Origin of the sequence: Hydrogenophaga sp., assembly GCF_051860785.1 — a bacterium.
Lineage (GTDB): Bacteria > Pseudomonadota > Gammaproteobacteria > Burkholderiales > Burkholderiaceae_C > Hydrogenophaga.
Genome location: NZ_JBIMLB010000014.1, coordinates 1 through 16,305, shown reverse-complemented (window position 1 = coordinate 16,305; position 16,305 = coordinate 1). Strand labels below are relative to the sequence as shown.

Genomic DNA, 16,305 nt, shown 5'->3' with positions numbered 1-16,305 from the left:
TCCTTCACCCTTCTCACAGGAGCCTCACATGTTCAAGACCCCATCGCAAGATCTCACCCGCCAGGCGCTGGACACCGCCAGCGATGTTTCCGACCGCGTCGCACGCGCCGCTCACCACAGCATCGACACGCTGCGCCACCAGGCGTCTCGTGTCGGTGACCAGACGGTGGGCTATGTGCGCGACGAGCCCGTGAAATCACTGGTGGCCGCTGTTGCATTGGGCGCCCTCGCCGCAGTGTTGATCGGCTGGCTGGGTCGCTCGCGCAGCGACTATTGAGCCTTCAGGTCGCCAGGCGCATCAGCTCGATGAAGCGCTTGGCCCCCAACCCGAGCGGCTGATCGTTCTGCCACACCACATCGACCCAGAGCCGCAGCTGGTTGCTCATGTTGCCGAACCGGATTTCCACCAGTTGGCCAGAGGCCACCAGTGGCTCCACCAGGCGCTGCGGCAGGTAAGCCCAGCCCAATCCCGCCTGCACCAGGCTGAGGGTGGCCAGATGGCTGTCGGTGCGCCAGATCTGTCGCGCGACCAACAGGCGCGGATCAGCGCCGTGGGCATCCCGGCTGGCCACCGCAATCTGCCGGACGTCGAGCAGGTCCTTCAGGCTCAGGTGGTCCTGGCGGGTTCTGGCATCGGGATGCTCTGGCGACATCACCGCCACCAGCGTCTCGTGGCCCAACTCCTGAAAGCTTTCACGCTCGTCGGTGCCCGGACGCTCGAACACCAGCGCCAACTGGGCCTCTCCGGCATGCAGCATGCGCAGCGCGGCCGCCTGCGGTGCTGACAGCACTTCCACATCCAGCGAAGGAAATTCCTGGGCCAGGATGGCCAGCGGTTGGCTCCATGGCACCGACAGCAGCTCGGGCGCGATCGCCAGCGTGAGGCGCTTTTCAAGCCCCTGATGGAGTTCCTGCGCGTGGGCCTGCAACTGCCGCAACTGACTGGCGATCTGTCTGGCTTGGGGCTCCAGGGCCCGGGCCACATCGGTGGGTCGTGGCTCGCGCGTGCGGCGATCGAACAACATCAGATCGAGCTCGGCCTCCAGTTGCGCGATCGTCATGCTCACGGCCGAGGGCACCCGTCCGAGTGAGCGCGCGGCGGCAGAGAACGAGCCGGTATCCAGCACCGCCAGAAACACCCGCACGTTGTCGCTGTTGAAGGCCATGGGCCGCAACATATCAGAATTTCTGAAAGTATCTGACTTCTACCGTCAGTCAGACGCACCTAAACTGCGCCGCATGCAAGGCATCAAACGAAAAATCGTCTACGTCACGCTCTACGAGCTCTTCGCCATCGCCTTCTCGAGCGTGGGGTTGGCGCTGCTGGCGGGCGCCAGCATGGGCCACGCCGGTGTGGCGGCCGTGGCCGCTTCCGCGATTGCGGTGGTGTGGAACCTGGTCTTCAACAGCCTGTTCGAGCGTTGGGAAAGCCGGCAAGCCACCAAAGGCCGCAGTCTGGGCCGCCGGGTTGCTCACGCCATCGGTTTCGAAGGCGGCCTGGTGTTCACGCTGGTGCCGCTCTTTGCGTGGTGGCTGGAGATCTCGCTCTGGCAGGCCTTCGTGCTCGACCTCGGCCTGATCGTCTTCTTCCTGATCTACACCTTCGTGTTCAACCTGTTGTTCGATCGGCTGTTCGGCCTGCCGGCGTCGGCCTTGCCCGTCGGGCAAGGGGCCTGAGCGCACAGCCGACAGCCGCGCGATGCACGCGCGGCTGTTGTGGGCTGAGGCTGAGGATCAGTTGAAGCGCTGCAGGTTGCTGAGCTCGCCGTTGGCCATCAGCGTGCCATTGGCTTCAGCGTTGCGCAGTTCACCGACCACATCGGCGCGCGTCTTGTTGAAGGTGGTCTTTTCCATCAGCTGCTTCTTGACCTGCAGGGTGGAGCCGATTTCACCGTTGTCGATCAGCGTGCCGTTGGCCTTGGCGTTGCGGAGTTCAGTTGCCACTTCAGCGCGGCTCTTGCCCATGTGGGTGTTTTCCATCAGCTGCTTCTTGACTTGCATCGTGGAACCGATCTCGCCATTGGCGATGGGTTCGGCGGCGAAGGCGCTGCCTGCGCTGGCGGCTGCGATGGACAGGGCGATAAGGGAAATGCGTGCGGATTTCATGAGAGTTTCCTTTCAGTGGATACCGGCGTGCCGGCGTTGGGTTGCCCACTGAATACGCCCTTGCCGGGTCACCGGATTCAACTCATTTCGCGCCTGAAACCTTTTTTGACAACTTGCCACGCGGGCTCAGCCGGCGGCCTTCGGGTACAGCACCATCTGCGTGCAACGGAACAGCGCAATCGTCTTGCCCGTCTCGCGGTGTGTCACCACCGCGTCCCACACCTGTGTGGTACGGCCCAGGTGCACTGGCCGTGCCACGCATTCAATGGTGCCCGTGAGCGCGGTGCCCAGATGGTTGCTCTTGAGTTCGATGGTGGTGAAGCCATTGGCACCCTGCGGCAGGTTGGCCACGCAGCCATAGCCCGAGCAGGTGTCTGCCAGCGTGACGATGCTGCCCGCGTGCAGGAAGCCGTTGGGCGCCATGGTGTTGGGACACACATCGAGCTCGGCACGGACTTCGTCCGCGCTCAGGTGCGTGACCACCAGACCCAGGTGGCCGGGCAGCGCGCCGGCACCGCGCTGGTTCCATTCTTCAACCGAGTTATTGCTCACGGGGGTCTCCTTTGATGAATGTGTGCGAATGGATGGCGCTCATCGCGTCCAGCTGCCGAGGCGGATGGCGATGGCCAGGGTGGAGCCGTAGACCACGAGGCTGAAGGCAACGATGGCGAAGAAAACCGTGGCAGGCGCCTGGAACACATGCACGCAGAGCCAGCCGCCCACCACCAGCACCACCAGGCGTCCCATGCTGGCCGTGAGCGGCCAGAACATGCGCCCCGCTCCTTGCGAAGCGAAGAACAATGCCAGGCCGAGGCCGAAGAAGGCGTAGCAGGCGCCCACGATGTTCAGGTAGGCCGCACCGAAGCCCAGCACCGCCGGGTCGCTGGTGAACAGGTTCATCCACAGCGAGGGTGCGATGGCGGTGACCAGCCCGATCACGCCCGTGATGGCCGCCACCAGGGCACCGCCCGTCCAGGCCACGCGCAAGGCGCGCGCAGATTGGCCCGCACCCATGTTGGTCGCGACCATGGCGGTGAGCGCAGTGCCGAAGCCGAAGGCGATCGGCACCAGGATGTATTCCAGCCGTGCCGCCACGCCATAACCTGCCAGCGCCGCCGTGCCGTAGCTGCCCACGAAGGCGGTGGCAGCGGCGATCGATGCGTTGCTGATCACCGGGCTCATCGAGGCCGGCAGGCCCACGCGCAGGATGTCGCGCATCAGTGGCCTGTGCACGCGCCACGGCGTGCGGTTGAGGTGCACGGCGCCATCGGTGCGCAGCAGGTAGATGGCCATCACCAGCGCCGACAACGCGTTGACGGTGAGCGTGCTGGCGGCAGCGCCCGCCACACCCAGGGCAGGCACAGGACCCCAGCCGAACACCAGCAATGGACAAAGCATCACGTGCAGCACGGCGGTGCCGAGCAGCATCAGCGAAGGGAGCAGCATGTTGCCGGCGCCGCGCACCACGGCGGCCAGCACGTTGGTGAGCCAGATTACCGCTGCGCCACCGAAGAGCACGTTGGAATACGCCAGCGCGGTCTCCAGCGCCGCACCGCGCCCACCCATGGCGCTGTAGATGCCGCGCCCGAAACCCAGCAGCACGAACATGAACAGCGCAGCCAGCAGCAACGCGATCCACATCGACTGCTGAGCCAGGCGGTTGGCGTCCTCACCTCGCCCGCCGCCCAGCGCGCGGGCCACGGCGGCGGTGGTCGCGCCGCCAATGCCGCCGGCCGACATCTGCAACATCAGCATCGAGAGCGGAAACACCAGCGCGATGCCCGCCAGCGCATCGGCTCCGATGCGTCCGAGGATGTAGCCGTCGTAGCCGATCACCACCGTCATGGCGAACAGGCCCATCACATTGGGCGTGGCCAGGCGCAGCAGCGTGGGCAGCAGCGGCGCATGCAGCATCTGCTGCACGCGCGTCTGGGCCAGTGTTGCGCTCATCCCCGGGCATCCCGCAGGTAGATGCCGGGCTCGGCCGAGAGACCCCGTTTGACCTGTTGCGTGAGCTCGTCGCCGAGCACTTCTTCGGCACCGGCTTCCAGCGCGTCAAAGGCGCGGCGCACCACCTCATCAGGCGACGTCTTCGGCATGTCGATGCCCCGTGTGAGATCGGTGTCAACGAAACCCATGTGCAGGCCCAGCACCTGCGTGCCCTGCGCGCGCAGGTCGTTGCGCAAACCGTTGGTGAGGGCCCAGGCGGCCGACTTGCTCGCGCCATAGACCGAGAGCATGGGCGAGTTGATCCAGCTCGCCACCGAGAGCACATTGAGGATCGCGCCGCCGCCGTGGGCGGCCAGCACGGGCGCAAAGGCCTGGCTCACGCGCAAGGGGCCGAAGAAGTTCGTCTCCATCTGCGCGCGGGCGGACGCGATGCCGCCGTCGGCCAGGAAGCCACCGGGCGATGCGATGCCTGCGTTGTTGATCACCAGCGTCACGTCAGCGCATTGCCGCGCGGCTGCGGCCACCTGCGCGTCGTCGTTCACGTCCAGCGCGATCGGCTCCACGCCTGGCAGCGTGACGCTGGCGGGGTCGCGTGCGCCGGCGTAGACCTTGCGTGCACCGCGCGACAGCGCCTCGCGGGCAAAGGCCAGACCGATGCCGCGGTTGGCCCCGGTGATGAGAAGGGTGGCGCCGTGGATTTTCATGATGGGACTTCCGTGTTGTTGAATATGATGATCGTCATAATTTCGGTCGATCGACAGGGAGACTGGTGGCCGCTCAGTGGTCGGACGGTGTGTCGAAAAGCGCCAGCAAGGCGTTGCGGTTGGTGGCCAGCAGCGCCTTGCCCTCAGTGTTGTCGCCCAGGGCCCTCGCGAGCTGCAGCGCACCCACCATCTGGCTGGCAATGGCAGGCGCACGGGCGGCTTCGGTACCGGCAGGCAGCGCGCCTTCCACCAGCTTGATGAGGCTGCGCACGCGTTGCGCAGCGGCGGCACGCACCTCGGGCGACTGGCGTGGCATCTCTGATGCCAGCGCAGCCACCGCGCAACCGTTCTCGGTGCCGCTCAGATGCCGGTCCGAGAGATAGCCTTCGACGAGCGCGCGAAACGGGCTGGCGCCGCGCGCCTCGCGCGTGGCATTGCCTTTGGCGATGCGCTCGGCGCTTTGCCGGCCCGCATGCGCCAGCGCCTCGGCCAGCAGCGCGTCGCGCGAAGCAAAGTGGGCATAGAAGCCACCGTGCGTGAGGCCGGCCTCTTTCATGATGTCGGCCACGCCCACACCGTTGAAACCCGTGCGCCGGATCACGCGGGCCGCCGTGTCCAGGATGCGCTCGTGGGTCTGTGCCTTGCGATTGGGTGCGATTTCCATGGCGGCATTGTAGCCGTCAATATGACGATCATCATATGATGACCATCATGCAAATCTGGTTTTCCCCCTCTTCGCTCTTTTCTCCCTAGTAGGTCAGGGTCACGATCACGGTGTCCGTGTACGAACCCGAAGACACGCCGCCTTGTGCCGGGATGCGACCGTGGATGGGGACAGGGGTGGGCGAGCCCGTGCCGGTGCCGGAGACGGTGTTCGCGCCCAGGCTGTTGCCCCAGGCGAGCGACCGGGCGGCATCGCGAAAGATTCCGTAGCCGACATACCCGCCCGCGCCGTTGTGCATGCGGCGGCTGCCGGCGTGGTGCTGGCCGTTGTCCATGCCGATCTGCCAGGGCGTTCCACTGGGGCAGCGCAGCGTCACCGAAGCGGACTGGTCGTGCGAGCTCGTGAGCGAGGACGCCAGCGTGCCGAAGTCCAGCTCCGTCACGGCGGTGATCTGGCATCCGGAAGGCACATTGGCGTGGTTGCCCGAGAACCCCAGGCCGATGTTCGTGCCGCTGGAACAGTTGGCCGGGTAGCCGCCACTCCCAAAGGCGTAGCGGAGTTGCCCATCGGGTATCTGGGCCTGGTAGTTGCCGGCAGGCAGGGCGCCTTGCCCGGCGAACACCCGACCATGGATCGGCATGGAACCCGATGCCTGTCCATACCCGCCCGAGCCGGGGATCAGCAGTGTCCACGTGTATTCCGGGTACCCGCCACCCTGGGGCCCGATGATCTGTGTGCGCGCGGCATCGGAGAACAGGTTGTACCGAAGGTAGGCGCCGTTGTAGTTGGTCATCTGGCGCGGATCGACGTCCGGCACCGGCGAACCGCCCGCGATGTACAGGCACGCGCGCACGTAGGCCGGCGTGGACCCGCTTCCGCAGGTGAAGGGCAACGTGGTCTGCGTGTCCGTCGGGTTCACGGCGCTGATGGCACCGAAATTCAGGCCGATGCCGCCACTGACCCAGCAGTTCTGTGCCTGCGCAAGTCCTGGCATGAAGAGGCCACCACCCGCCACCAGAGCCCACAGCCCGATTCGATGAACGAAGGTCATCTGCATGCCATTTCTCCCAGGTGAATCTGACCGGATGGATCGGGTGCGGTCTCGGGCAACCGGACGCGGCAGCTGGCGCCGCCCGGCAGGTCGACCCGGAGCACGGTCTCCGGCGCCGGGTTCTCCATGAGGATTTCTCCGTCGTAGCCGACGTGCGGAAAGAGGGTCATGGCGGGTTCCTGAACCGGCGTGGCGCGGTGGGTGCTTTCCACCACCACGGTGCTGCCCATGGGAATGGGGCGACCCAGTGCATCGCGCAATGCCACCCGTGCCGAGACCACCCGCCGGAAAGCGAAGTCCACTCTCACGCCGCTGTAGCGTTGCGGCACGGCATGGAGGGTGGTGGGCGCGGCGGACACGTCGTATGCCAGGTCCAGCAGGTCCACCGAGATCTGGTTGCGCTGGTTGGCGTTCAGCCGGTTCACCAGCAGGTGGCCGTTCGAATCCGTGCGCCCGATGGGCCGGTTCTCCAGCTTCACCGGAATGCCCTCGAGTCCGTGGGTGGATACCAGGGCGAAGGCATCGTCGATGCGCCGGGTGAGGAACGCCCTGCGGTCCATGAGCGCCACCGCGCCGCCAAACGACGTGCTGAACGAGGTGGTTGAGCCCACCGTCCCCACGCCGTTGTACCGGTCGACCGAACCGGCCCACTGCCCATAGGGTGTGGTCTGGTTCAGGTTCAGGTGGGCCGAGCCCTTGGGCCCGTTCTGCGCAATGCGCCACGACCAGTCGCCGTCCTGCAGGGCGGACCGGCTGGCCTGCCAGCCTCCGGAAAGCTGGCCGTCGTGTCGCTGCGCCGAGGTCGACAGCGTGACGCCCTGATCGAGCGGAACGCTGAGCAGGAAACTCAGGCGCGCGTCTTTCCGGGTCGATCGGGTTTCGGAGAGACCGACCGTCCAGCGCAGCCCGCCGGTGTGCTGCCGTGTCAATGCCACGCTCGCCAGACGCAGCGCCTGCCCGTGAACTTCCTGCTGTCGCATCGCCGTGGCTCCGATGTCCCACCCCGACTGGCTGAAGCCGAAGAACACCCGGTCGCTGCTGCGCGGCGAAGGTGTGCCACCGACCAGCGCCAGATCCCGGAAATGCGGCGAGGCGCGCTGGCTGCGCACCGAGAATCGCCACGGCCGTGCCTGCCACTGAAAGCCGGCGCTGGCCTGCTGGCCGGTGGGTCCACCCGCCGCGTCGCTGGCCGCGAGCGACGCGTTGAGCACACCACCCTGCGCACCGAGCCGGCCCACGCCGCCGAAGCCGATCAGCCTGACGCCTTGGCCCCACTGCGCCTGGCCTTCCACCGTGAAGGCATCGCTCCAACCGTAGCGCCAGGAACCGCTGGCCACCGCTCCGGATGCGTACGAGAAAGACTCGCGTCCATAGGCCTGGCGCATTGCGCCGACTTCGAACGACCCCTCCACCAGCCCCTCGCGAAGCAGCTCCACCGTGCCGTAGATGGGCACGTCCAGCGTGCGCCGCTGGCCGGTGGCGTCCGTGATGACGAGCTGGGCCATGCCCGCGCCGTTGACGGTGGTGAGGCTTTCAATGGTGAAGGCACCGGGCAGAACCTGCAGTTGCTCCTTCAACAGGCCATCGACATACAGGTCCACGGTGGACGGCAGCACCGCCTGCCCTTCATAGCGGGTCAGCGGACTGGTGGAGCGGTAGGGCTGCAGGCCGAAGTCCGTCCCCAGGCGAAGGCCACCCAAGCGCACGGGGCGCAACCACGACAGCGCCGAACTCACGGTGTCGCCCAGGACCAGCGAAAGGCCCTTGTCTGCAAAGTCGCTGCGCCAGCTGGTGTCCAGCCGCAGGTGCGAAGACCCCGCGCCCGGACCGGACGCCCGTTGCGACCACTGACTGAGCATGGTGTGGCTGAACACCCCCAGCGGCTGGAAGTGGCGCCACTCGGTCCATGCATTCAGGTGCGTGGATGCGCCCCCGCTGCGCGCCGAGCGTTGCAGGTACAGGTCGTAGTTCAGCAGCAGGCCTGATGAAGCAGTGTCCACCAGCGGGAGCGGGGTCTTCTGCTGGAGGCCCGTGGTGTGGGTGGTGCTGCGTTCCAGCAGATGCACGGGCGCCAGAACGCTCACCCGTTGGTGGGGTGCGTCGTAGTGCACCTGAACGTCGTGTAGCAGATCGAGCCGGATCTGTTCCTGTTGCCAGAGCCCTGCGGGCAGCCCGTCCGGATTCAGGCCGAGGTCGTGCATGGCCTGGCGGTCTGCCCACACCTGTCCACCCGAGATCGTCAGGCGGACGAGGCCCTGAGCCGGGACCTGGTTGACCCGGGCTTCGAGGTAGAGCACCTGAGCGGAGGCGTCCGGTGCACTGGCCTGAGCCAACGTGACACAGGACAGCGCAGACACGAACAGGAGTGCAGCGGCGACGTCAGGGCTGACCAGGGACCTGCACCAAGACCGTCTCATGGTCGTCCTCGTTGATCCTCGCCTTGAGGGTGCCGTCGATCCGCTGGAGCGAGGCCGGCACCGGCAGGCTCCATTGCCTTGCCGTGCCGGAGAGGACGTAGCCAAACAGGCCCGCACTGAACACCTGGCTCTCGCCGCTGGCCGCATCGACATACGACAGGCCGCTGAACTTGACGCGCCTGGGGCCGTTGTTGCGGATCGTCAGCAAGACCTTCTGGTCTCCCGCGAGCGTCAGCCGGGCGGTGACGTGGGATGCGGGAGCGGACCCGGTCGCGGCGCCGGGAGGGCTTTTGTCCGCCCTTTCCTGTGGCGCGACGAAGACCGGGATCAGGTAGCGAAAAAGGAACTGCACGCCGCCGGGGCGCACGGTCGCCTGGGGCGAGGCCACGTGGGGCGACTCGGGCAGCTGATCGACCAGCAGGCGGTAGGCTGCCTCCGACAGAGGGCTGCTGGCTGGCGTACGGACGATCCGCACGATCTGGGTTTGTCCCGGCGGTATTTCCACCAGCGGAGGGCTTGCCACGAGCTCGGTCGTGCGTTCGAGCGCTTCCTCGCCATCCACCTGGCGCCAGGCCATCACACGGACCTGGGCCTTGACGGGATGCGTGGCGGAATTGCTGAGCCAGACCGCCTGCGCCCGTTGACCGGGGGCGAACTCCAGCAGCACGGGCGTGACCTGAAGGCCGCTCGCGCAGGCGGAGCCGAATGGCAGGCCAGAGCCCAGCGCCACGGATGCCCACAGGGCCACGCGCCAGCGTGCCCATGCACCCCCGCGTGGCGCGGGGGTGGCCACACGACCCGACATCGGGATCAGTAGGTCACCGTGGCGATGACCACATCCGTGTAGTCACCGGCCGGTGAGTTCGCCGAGGCGATCCGACCGTACACCGGGATGGTCTGGGCCGAGCCCGAGCCCGTACCGGCCAGCGAGCCGGCCAGGTCGTTGCCCCAGACCTGCGAGCGTCCCGCGTCGCGGTAGAGCTCGTAGGCAACGTAGTCGGTGCCCTTGGCCATGCGGCGCTCGCCGCCGCTGAAGTTCTCACCGCCGTCCAGGCCGATGGTGTAGTCCGTACCCGGCGTGCAGTTGACGCTGAGCGCACCGGCCGCGTCGGTATCGATGGCGGTGGACTGGATGCTGCCGAAGTCCACATCCGTCGGGCTCACCGAGTGGATGTTGCAGGTGGCTGTGATGGTCACCTTGACGGTCAGGTTGGCGGTGTCCGATGCGGCATGGGCACCGTAGGCGCCCAGGAGGCAGGCGGTGAAGATCGACAACTGGCGCAGGCTGAGCATGATGATTCCTTCCAAGGTTCAGCGGCGCATGCGGACTTGAACAGGAGGTTCAAGTTTTTCATGGCCTAGTCGGAAGGCTAATGAAGCCGATGCTTATGGAAGTACGAAAGGCATCAAATGCATTTTGGGCGTCACCAAATGCTGAATTTCGACATGGAGTGTTTGGAACGGCTCCAGCCCGCGCTGCGTTTGAGGGGTGTGATCAGTCCAGCACCAGCCCGCTCATGTTCACCACGACACCCGAAATCGCCGCCGCGCCATCGGACGCGAGGAACACGAGCGTGGCGGTCAGGTCGTCCAGCGTGGGCAGGCGCTTGAGCAAGGTGGTGGTAGCCGCACCCTCCAGCATCTGGTCCACCGTCAGCCCCAGGCGCCGCGCTTCGGTGGCGAACACCGGCCCTGCGTGCGAACCCAGCGGCAGCGTTTGCGGAATGGCATGCGAGCGAACGCACACGCTGCGGACATCGCTGGCGCCGAGCTCGCCGGCCAGGTGCCTTGAAAACGCCTCCACGCCCGCGCAGGCCACGCTGTGGCCCAGAAAACCCGGCCCCACCATGCGCGAGGCTGGCGTGGTGAGCGAGAGCACCACGCCACGGCGCTGGCGCACCATGTGCGGCGCCACCGCCTTGGCGATGTTGAAGCTGCTGCGGATGTAGGTGTCCACCGGCAGCGCGAAGTCATCCAGCGACAGCCCTTCCAGCGGCACGCCCTGCACGTGCACCACGCCAATGGCATTGAAGGCGATGTGAATGCCCGGGGCGCGCCCGGCCACGCGGGCGGCGTGCTGCTCGACGGCCGCCGCGTCCAGTGCGTCCACCGTGTCCCAGTGCGCCGATCCGCCAGCGGCGGCAATGTCCCGTGCCACCGCCTCCAGGCGAGGCGCGGAACGCCCCGCCAGAAACACCTGAGCGCCGGCGCGCGCGAAAGCGCGTGCAGCCGCGCCACCCAAAGCGCCACCACCGCCATACACGATGGCCGTGCGTCCTTCCAGAACCATGAGGAACTCCTTGTCTTGCGCGCCGGCTGGCGAACCTGCCGCCGGTCGCTCCACAAGGACGTGCGTGCGCCGTGTTTTCCGACACTGCTCCGCGCATCGATCAGGCGCGTCGATCAGTCCGGCTCCATCCCCTGCACGGGCAGCACGCCGGGCGCAAAGGCCACGATGGGGCGCACCACGAAGCGTGCCGTGTCGAACGTGAGGCGTTGAGCGGCCGCGTGCGCATCGGCTGGCGAGGCACAGTCGATCACGTAGATGCCCATCAGCTGCTCCTTGGTTTCGGCAAAGGGGCCATCCGTGACCGGTGGCGCCAGCCGCATCACCGGACCCAGCTGGTGCCGCGCCAGCAACTCGCGGCGCAGCTCGGCGTGTCGGCCCATCACCTCCGCCTCCTCGCGTTCAGACCACGCCGCCACGGCGGCTTCCGAGCCATAGATCAGGATCGAGTACAGCATCGGAACGCCTCTTTCTCTTTCTTCAGTTGCGATCAGGTTCCCGGCCGCGCAAGGCGTCCAGGCGGGCATGGATGTGCCGCCTCTCGGCGGGTGTGCGGGCCATCGCCAGCGCGCAGTCGAGCGCGGCCCGCGCTTCTTCAGGGCGGTCCAGCTCGTGCAGCAGCGCGCCGCGCAAGCCGTGAAAATGGAAGTACCCGGCCAGGCTCTGCGTCAGTGGATCGACCAGGCGAAGCGCCGCAGCAGGCCCGCGCAGCTTCGACACCGCCACCGCCCGGTTCAGCGTCACCACCGGCGAAGGCTGCAGCGCTTCCAGCGCGGCATAGAGCCGATCGATCTCCCCCCAGTCGGTGAGCTCCGCGCACGGCGCGCGTGCGTGCGTGGCGGCAATGGCGGCCTGCAACTGGTAGGGCCCGGGCGCCTGCCGGGCCAGCGCGTCGTGCAGGTAGGCCAGGCCCAGTTCGATCTGGGCAGGGTCCCAGCGCGTGCGGTCCTGCGCCTCCAGCAGCACGATGTCGCCCGCCGCGTCCAGCCGGGCCGCTGCGCGGGCATGCTGCAACAGCATCAGCGCCACCAGCCCGCCCACTTCGGCATCGTCGTCAAAGAGCTGGTGCAGCAGGCGCACCAGGCGAATCGCCTCTTCGCAAAGCGCCGGGCGCAGATGCTGTTCGCCGCCACTGGCCGCATAGCCCTCGTTGAACACCAGGTACAGCGTCGACAGCACCGCTGAAAGCCGGCGCCCGGTTTCGATGCGGCCAGGCGCCTCGAACGGCACGCGCAGTTCGCCAATGCGCCGCTTGGCCCGCGTGATGCGCTGTTCCATCGCGTCTTCGCTCACCAGAAAGGCGCTGGCCAGTTCGGCCAGCGAAAGCCCCGAGACCACGCGCAGCGCCAGCGCCAGCTGCTGCGGGAGCGGCAAGGCCGAGTGGCAGCAGACGAACAGCAGGCGAAGCACGTCGTCGCGGTACCTCGAGCGTTCCAGCCGGTCGATCAGCGCGGGGTCGGCGTCGTCCGTGTCGGACATCATGTCTTCGGCCGGCAGGGGTTCGTTGCGGGCGCGCCGCCGCAGCTCATCGATGCCCGCGTTGCGGCCCACCAGCACCAGCCAGGCTACCGGATCGCGAGGCGGCCCGTCTGCAGACCACACGCGGATGGCCTGCACGCAGGCTTCCTGCAAGGCGTCTTCGGCGGTGTCGAGATCGCGGAAATAGCGCAGCAGCGCCGCCAGCGCCCGGGCGCGGCTGTCTTTCAGGCTCTCGGTGATCCAGGCGGAGTCGTTCATGGCGTCGGCGGTGTTGCGGGGCGCTTTCCCCGAAGGACGCATCAGCCGCGAGAATACCGACATGGGCCGCTGAACGGTCGAAATCCTTCGCCGTCAGACCGCCACTGGAAACTCGCCACATGGACCCGTTGACCGATACCGCGCCGCAGCCTGCCGACGGACTCGACGTGCTGGTCGTCGACGACTCGCCGGAAGCCGCCGAGACCCTGGCCATGGCGCTCACCATGGACGGCTACCGTGTGCGCACCTGCCACAGCGGCGCGAGCGCGCTGGCCTGCATCGCGCGGGACTTTCCGCTGTGTGTGCTCATGGATTTCGGCCTGCCCGACATGGACGGCCTGGACATCGTCAAGGAAGTGCGCGCCCTGCACGGCAACGCCATCGTGATCGTCATGGTCACCGGCCAGGACATCACCCACACCCGGGTGGCAGAGGCTGCCGGGCTGGTGGACCACTACTTCACCAAGCCCGTCAGCCTGGAAAAACTCCGCCAGATCCTGCCGCCCGTCAGGCCGCCATCGACATAGCCTGTGGTTGCTGATTCTGCGGTGCGGGCACCCGGTGCTCAAATGCCCGCTCTTCGTCGTTCACCAGCTCCACACGAAAGCCCGACAACAAGCTGGCAGGCAGGCGCGGATCGAGGTACGGACACTCATCCAGCCACAGGTCGGGGTGGCTCTGCAGATCCTGCACGCAACTGTGGAACAGCAAGCCTTCATCAAAGCCGGGTTGCACTCCAAAAATCTTGTACGCCAACATGAACGCCCTCCAGAAAACAGATCAACGAATGGGGCCAACGACATGGACTTCAAACTTTGTACTCACATGCTGCCACCGCTGCGAGGCAAGAATATGACGCCCGGCGCGAACGGTTTGTAGGACGCGTGCCAATTCTCACGACAGCACCTTCAAAACGGCCAACGGCACCGCCCCCCATCAGTGCTTCGCTTGCGCGTCGGTCTTGATGGCGCCGCGGATGTTCATCGCCGCCAGCCCCACCTGCAGCGCGATCAGTGCGTACGCCCCCGCATGCAAGCCCCATACCACCCACAGCACATTGCTCGCCAGAAACACCCAGAAGCCCACGTTGCGCCGCACCGCGCTGCGCGAAGCCACCAGCCAGGAGGCGACCAAGGTCACCACCATGGCCGGCCATTGCATGAGATCGAGCAGGTTCATGCCTGCATGGTGCGGGGCGATGCACCGTTTTGACTGTTCGGCACCCCACAGAGACACTTCATGGCGCGCTGCGGATGCATTCCAGCCCATGCAGCCACAGCACCGGCGTGCGCGGCCTGTTTTCCATGGCGTGCGCCATCTGCGGCACAAAAGAAGGCGCCAACCCCAGCGAGGTGGCCGTGAGCGAGCCCTATTTGAGAAAGCTGCGGCGCGAAAGGCCTTTGCGGCGCATGACCTCGTAGAAGGTTTCCATGACGGGTGGTCTCCAGTGCTTTTGATCGGGGGGCCGGGGCTGCATCGCAATTCGTGAGCCAGCCTGATCAAGGCACGGGAATACCCTATGGGGCGCGGTTAAGTTGTTGTTTTTGTTGGTGTGTGGCGCGGGGATTGGCGCAGCGAGGAAGGTTGGGGATTTGGGGGTGGAAACTGGGTTGCCGGTGTGGCGATCGGATTGGAAGATGATCTTGCAGATTTGCGAAGACCGCGCACTTTGATCCAACTCCCTTGCTTAGTGCTCCCGGTCGAGGGCTCGAAAAGGAAGCGATGGCTTGATCCAGCGGCTCCTAACTTCAGAGTGAGGCTGTGGAAAACCCTGTGTATATAAAGTGGATAAGCGGTTGATTCTTTGAGAAGTTTTGCACTATAAACACAGTATGACGCTAAACTTTTTTTAAAATGTCGCCGGTTGCTCGACACAACCCGACCGAGTGGTTTTCTGCCACTCAAGCTGCTCGCTTGGCTGGGTTGTCAAAGGCTATGTTGAACTACTTGTGTCGCTCTGGCTTGGTGTTGCCGTCTTGTGACTGCCCTCGCGGTCATGGCATTCCAAGGCACTACTCTTTTGGCGACGTGGTGGCCCTAAGGTTGGTTGCACGTTTGTCCAACGCTGGGATCTCCCCGCTCAGGATGCGTAAGGGACTCGAGTACCTTCGGGCCCATCAACCCCGAATCACGCTTACTTCTCTGCCAGCGACCCATCTGGTGACTGACGGTGAGTATGTGTACTTAAGGGGCGCTTCTGACTCTTTGGAGCGTGCAACCGACGGTCAATACGCTTTTGCGTTTGTGGTTGAGCTTGAACAAGTTCGACGCGAAGTTGTCGATTTGATGGAACAAAAAGCTGCAACAGGCTGACGCGCGCAGGTGGCTAGAGCAAAGATTCGAGGTAAAACGGTGTCTAGCGTTTTACCTCTGCACAGGAGGTCCTATATGGTTGAAGCAACACACGTTTTGCCAAGAGCTGAGCTCTTAACTTTTGAAGATGCCTTGCCTCGCATCCTTCCTCAACATGAGGGCGAGTACGTCGTAATTCAGGGGCAGCATTTGTTGAAGTTTTTCAGCACTTACGGGGATGCGTTGGATTGGGCGTACTCCACTTTGGACCTTGACTCCTTTTTTGTTAAGCGAGTCTCACCTGCTGAGCTGAGCACGGTGCACTTCACCCGCGATTTAGGTCCGTGCCGCAACAGCTGAGTCTTGAGGCTCGCGGTAACGGGCTCATCGTCGATGCGACGGTGTGGATGAGTCCTCAGCGGCGAGCTGCGCTTTTTCAACGCGGGCGTCAGCATGAAGTGGGACATGCAATCCCAATCTCTCTCATTATTGATACTGGCGCAGACAGCACGATGCTCAGTAGTCAGCTAATGCGAAGTTTAGGTATCGAGCCTACCGGTCAGACTCGGGTACTCACCTCAGCCTCTCGCGGTGTGCCAGAGCTCGTTGATATCTATGGCGTTGAGCTAACGATACTAGGTAACCCGACGCAGCAGCCCTGGCGTCTTTCAACGCTCGAAGTCTTGGCCCGCTCGCTTGAGAACCAGGGTACAGACGGCATGCTGGGCCGTGATGTTCTCAAGCTAGGCATATTGCACTATGACGGCCCGCGTGGCCGCTTCACGCTCGACTACTCCTGACGAGGCGACGCTGCGGGCCATTCAGTCTGCATAAGAGCACGGCGCGAGACTTGGCGGCGCGACACGGTGTGCCGGGCGTAGGCGACTGGACCAACAGCACGCTGGCTTCGTGGAAGAAGTGCCTGCATGGGCTGGGCAGCAGCAACTACCAACGGTTATCTCGGCTCATGAGGTCCAGGTAGTACTCACCTACGTAGAAGTCGCGGTAAGCGCGATAGAGTGTTGATTCATTTCCAAAGCTGGGCCATTTCGGGACGCTTTCACGTTGAAATCTGAGCCACGTTGCCGCTCTATCCT

General features: G+C 65.3%; 20 protein-coding genes and 1 pseudogene. 5 read left to right on the top strand and 16 right to left on the bottom strand.

All coding sequences use genetic code 11. The annotated features are described in order from the left end of the window. Positions 1-28 precede the first annotated feature (28 nt). Positions 29-277 (top strand): hypothetical protein, encoded by a 249-nt coding sequence (locus ACTIF6_RS17565; RefSeq protein WP_439589218.1) that lies wholly within the window; start codon positions 29-31, stop codon positions 275-277. A 4-nt stretch (positions 278-281) separates the two neighbouring features. Here ACTIF6_RS17565 and ACTIF6_RS17560 read toward each other — a convergent pair whose 3' ends face one another. After that, complete coding sequence (locus tag ACTIF6_RS17560) at positions 282-1,166, bottom strand: LysR family transcriptional regulator (protein WP_439589330.1); 885 nt, start codon at positions 1,164-1,166, stop codon at positions 282-284. A gap of 73 nt (positions 1,167-1,239) precedes the next feature. Between ACTIF6_RS17560 and ACTIF6_RS17555 the strand changes: the two genes are divergently transcribed. Continuing rightward, a complete protein-coding gene (locus ACTIF6_RS17555; protein WP_439589217.1) occupies positions 1,240-1,677 on the top strand; it encodes a PACE efflux transporter in 438 nt (145 codons plus the stop codon). Positions 1,678-1,734: 57 nt separating this feature from the next. Here the strand turns inward: ACTIF6_RS17555 and ACTIF6_RS17550 are convergent, their stop codons facing one another. The 12 genes from ACTIF6_RS17550 to ACTIF6_RS17495 form a co-directional block, all read right to left on the bottom strand. Next, a complete protein-coding gene (locus ACTIF6_RS17550; protein ID WP_439589216.1) occupies positions 1,735-2,106 on the bottom strand; it encodes a DUF4148 domain-containing protein in 372 nt (123 codons plus the stop codon). Between the two features lie 126 nt (positions 2,107-2,232). Beyond that, entirely contained in the window at positions 2,233-2,658 is a 426-nt protein-coding gene (locus tag ACTIF6_RS17545) for a PaaI family thioesterase (protein WP_439589215.1), read from the bottom strand. 39 nt (positions 2,659-2,697) lie between these two features. Beyond that, on the bottom strand, positions 2,698-4,056 hold the full coding sequence (locus tag ACTIF6_RS17540; RefSeq protein ID WP_439589214.1) for an MATE family efflux transporter: 1,359 nt from the start codon (positions 4,054-4,056) through the stop codon (positions 2,698-2,700). Next, positions 4,053-4,760 carry an SDR family oxidoreductase gene (locus tag ACTIF6_RS17535; protein WP_439589213.1) on the bottom strand — a complete coding sequence of 236 codons (708 nt, stop codon included), beginning with the start codon at positions 4,758-4,760 and terminating at the stop codon, positions 4,053-4,055. The genes ACTIF6_RS17540 and ACTIF6_RS17535 overlap by 4 nt, the downstream gene beginning before the upstream one ends. Before the next feature lie 73 nt (positions 4,761-4,833). Continuing rightward, positions 4,834-5,424 carry a TetR/AcrR family transcriptional regulator gene (locus ACTIF6_RS17530; protein ID WP_439589212.1) on the bottom strand — a complete coding sequence of 197 codons (591 nt, stop codon included), beginning with the start codon at positions 5,422-5,424 and terminating at the stop codon, positions 4,834-4,836. 85 nt (positions 5,425-5,509) lie between these two features. Continuing rightward, positions 5,510-6,481: a Csu type fimbrial protein gene (locus tag ACTIF6_RS17525; protein ID WP_439589211.1), complete on the bottom strand. Its 972-nt coding sequence runs from the start codon at positions 6,479-6,481 to the stop codon at positions 5,510-5,512. Continuing rightward, a complete protein-coding gene (locus ACTIF6_RS17520; protein WP_439589210.1) occupies positions 6,472-8,892 on the bottom strand; it encodes a fimbria/pilus outer membrane usher protein in 2,421 nt (806 codons plus the stop codon). Before ACTIF6_RS17520 ends, ACTIF6_RS17525 begins: the two co-directional genes overlap by 10 nt. Continuing rightward, positions 8,855-9,697, bottom strand: a complete 843-nt coding sequence (locus tag ACTIF6_RS17515; RefSeq protein WP_439589209.1) for a fimbrial biogenesis chaperone — start codon at positions 9,695-9,697, stop codon at positions 8,855-8,857. The genes ACTIF6_RS17520 and ACTIF6_RS17515 overlap by 38 nt, the downstream gene beginning before the upstream one ends. A 5-nt stretch (positions 9,698-9,702) precedes the next feature. Beyond that, positions 9,703-10,185 carry a Csu type fimbrial protein gene (locus ACTIF6_RS17510; protein WP_439589208.1) on the bottom strand — a complete coding sequence of 161 codons (483 nt, stop codon included), beginning with the start codon at positions 10,183-10,185 and terminating at the stop codon, positions 9,703-9,705. 202 nt (positions 10,186-10,387) lie between these two features. After that, the gene (locus ACTIF6_RS17505; protein ID WP_439589207.1) at positions 10,388-11,182 is read right to left on the bottom strand and encodes an SDR family NAD(P)-dependent oxidoreductase; all 795 of its coding nucleotides are present in this window, start codon (positions 11,180-11,182) and stop codon (positions 10,388-10,390) included. A gap of 113 nt (positions 11,183-11,295) precedes the next feature. After that, a complete protein-coding gene (locus ACTIF6_RS17500; RefSeq protein WP_439589206.1) occupies positions 11,296-11,637 on the bottom strand; it encodes a YciI family protein in 342 nt (113 codons plus the stop codon). A 22-nt stretch (positions 11,638-11,659) separates the two neighbouring features. Next, positions 11,660-12,916 carry an RNA polymerase sigma factor gene (locus ACTIF6_RS17495; protein WP_439589205.1) on the bottom strand — a complete coding sequence of 419 codons (1,257 nt, stop codon included), beginning with the start codon at positions 12,914-12,916 and terminating at the stop codon, positions 11,660-11,662. A 119-nt stretch (positions 12,917-13,035) separates the two neighbouring features. Here ACTIF6_RS17495 and ACTIF6_RS17490 point away from each other — a divergent pair, with 119 nt between their 5' ends. Continuing rightward, a complete protein-coding gene (locus ACTIF6_RS17490; protein WP_439589204.1) occupies positions 13,036-13,443 on the top strand; it encodes a response regulator in 408 nt (135 codons plus the stop codon). Here ACTIF6_RS17490 and ACTIF6_RS17485 read toward each other — a convergent pair. The 3 genes and pseudogenes from ACTIF6_RS17485 to ACTIF6_RS17475 form a co-directional block, all read right to left on the bottom strand. Further along, positions 13,424-13,675: a hypothetical protein gene (locus ACTIF6_RS17485; protein ID WP_439589203.1), complete on the bottom strand. Its 252-nt coding sequence runs from the start codon at positions 13,673-13,675 to the stop codon at positions 13,424-13,426. The genes ACTIF6_RS17490 and ACTIF6_RS17485 overlap by 20 nt on opposite strands. Before the next feature lie 177 nt (positions 13,676-13,852). Further along, complete coding sequence (locus tag ACTIF6_RS17480) at positions 13,853-14,095, bottom strand: hypothetical protein (RefSeq protein ID WP_439589202.1); 243 nt, start codon at positions 14,093-14,095, stop codon at positions 13,853-13,855. 76 nt (positions 14,096-14,171) lie between these two features. After that, positions 14,172-14,348 (bottom strand): annotated as a pseudogene (locus ACTIF6_RS17475) (twin-arginine translocation signal domain-containing protein); the annotation flags it as partial. A 422-nt stretch (positions 14,349-14,770) separates the two neighbouring features. On the opposite strand from ACTIF6_RS17475, the gene ACTIF6_RS17470 reads away from it, so the two are divergent. Both ACTIF6_RS17470 and ACTIF6_RS17465 read left to right on the top strand, forming a co-directional pair. Then, complete coding sequence (locus ACTIF6_RS17470; protein WP_439589201.1) at positions 14,771-15,229, top strand: MerR family transcriptional regulator; 459 nt, start codon at positions 14,771-14,773, stop codon at positions 15,227-15,229. Positions 15,230-15,615: 386 nt separating this feature from the next. Beyond that, a complete protein-coding gene (locus tag ACTIF6_RS17465; protein ID WP_439589329.1) occupies positions 15,616-16,008 on the top strand; it encodes an aspartyl protease family protein in 393 nt (130 codons plus the stop codon). Positions 16,009-16,305 lie beyond the last annotated feature (297 nt).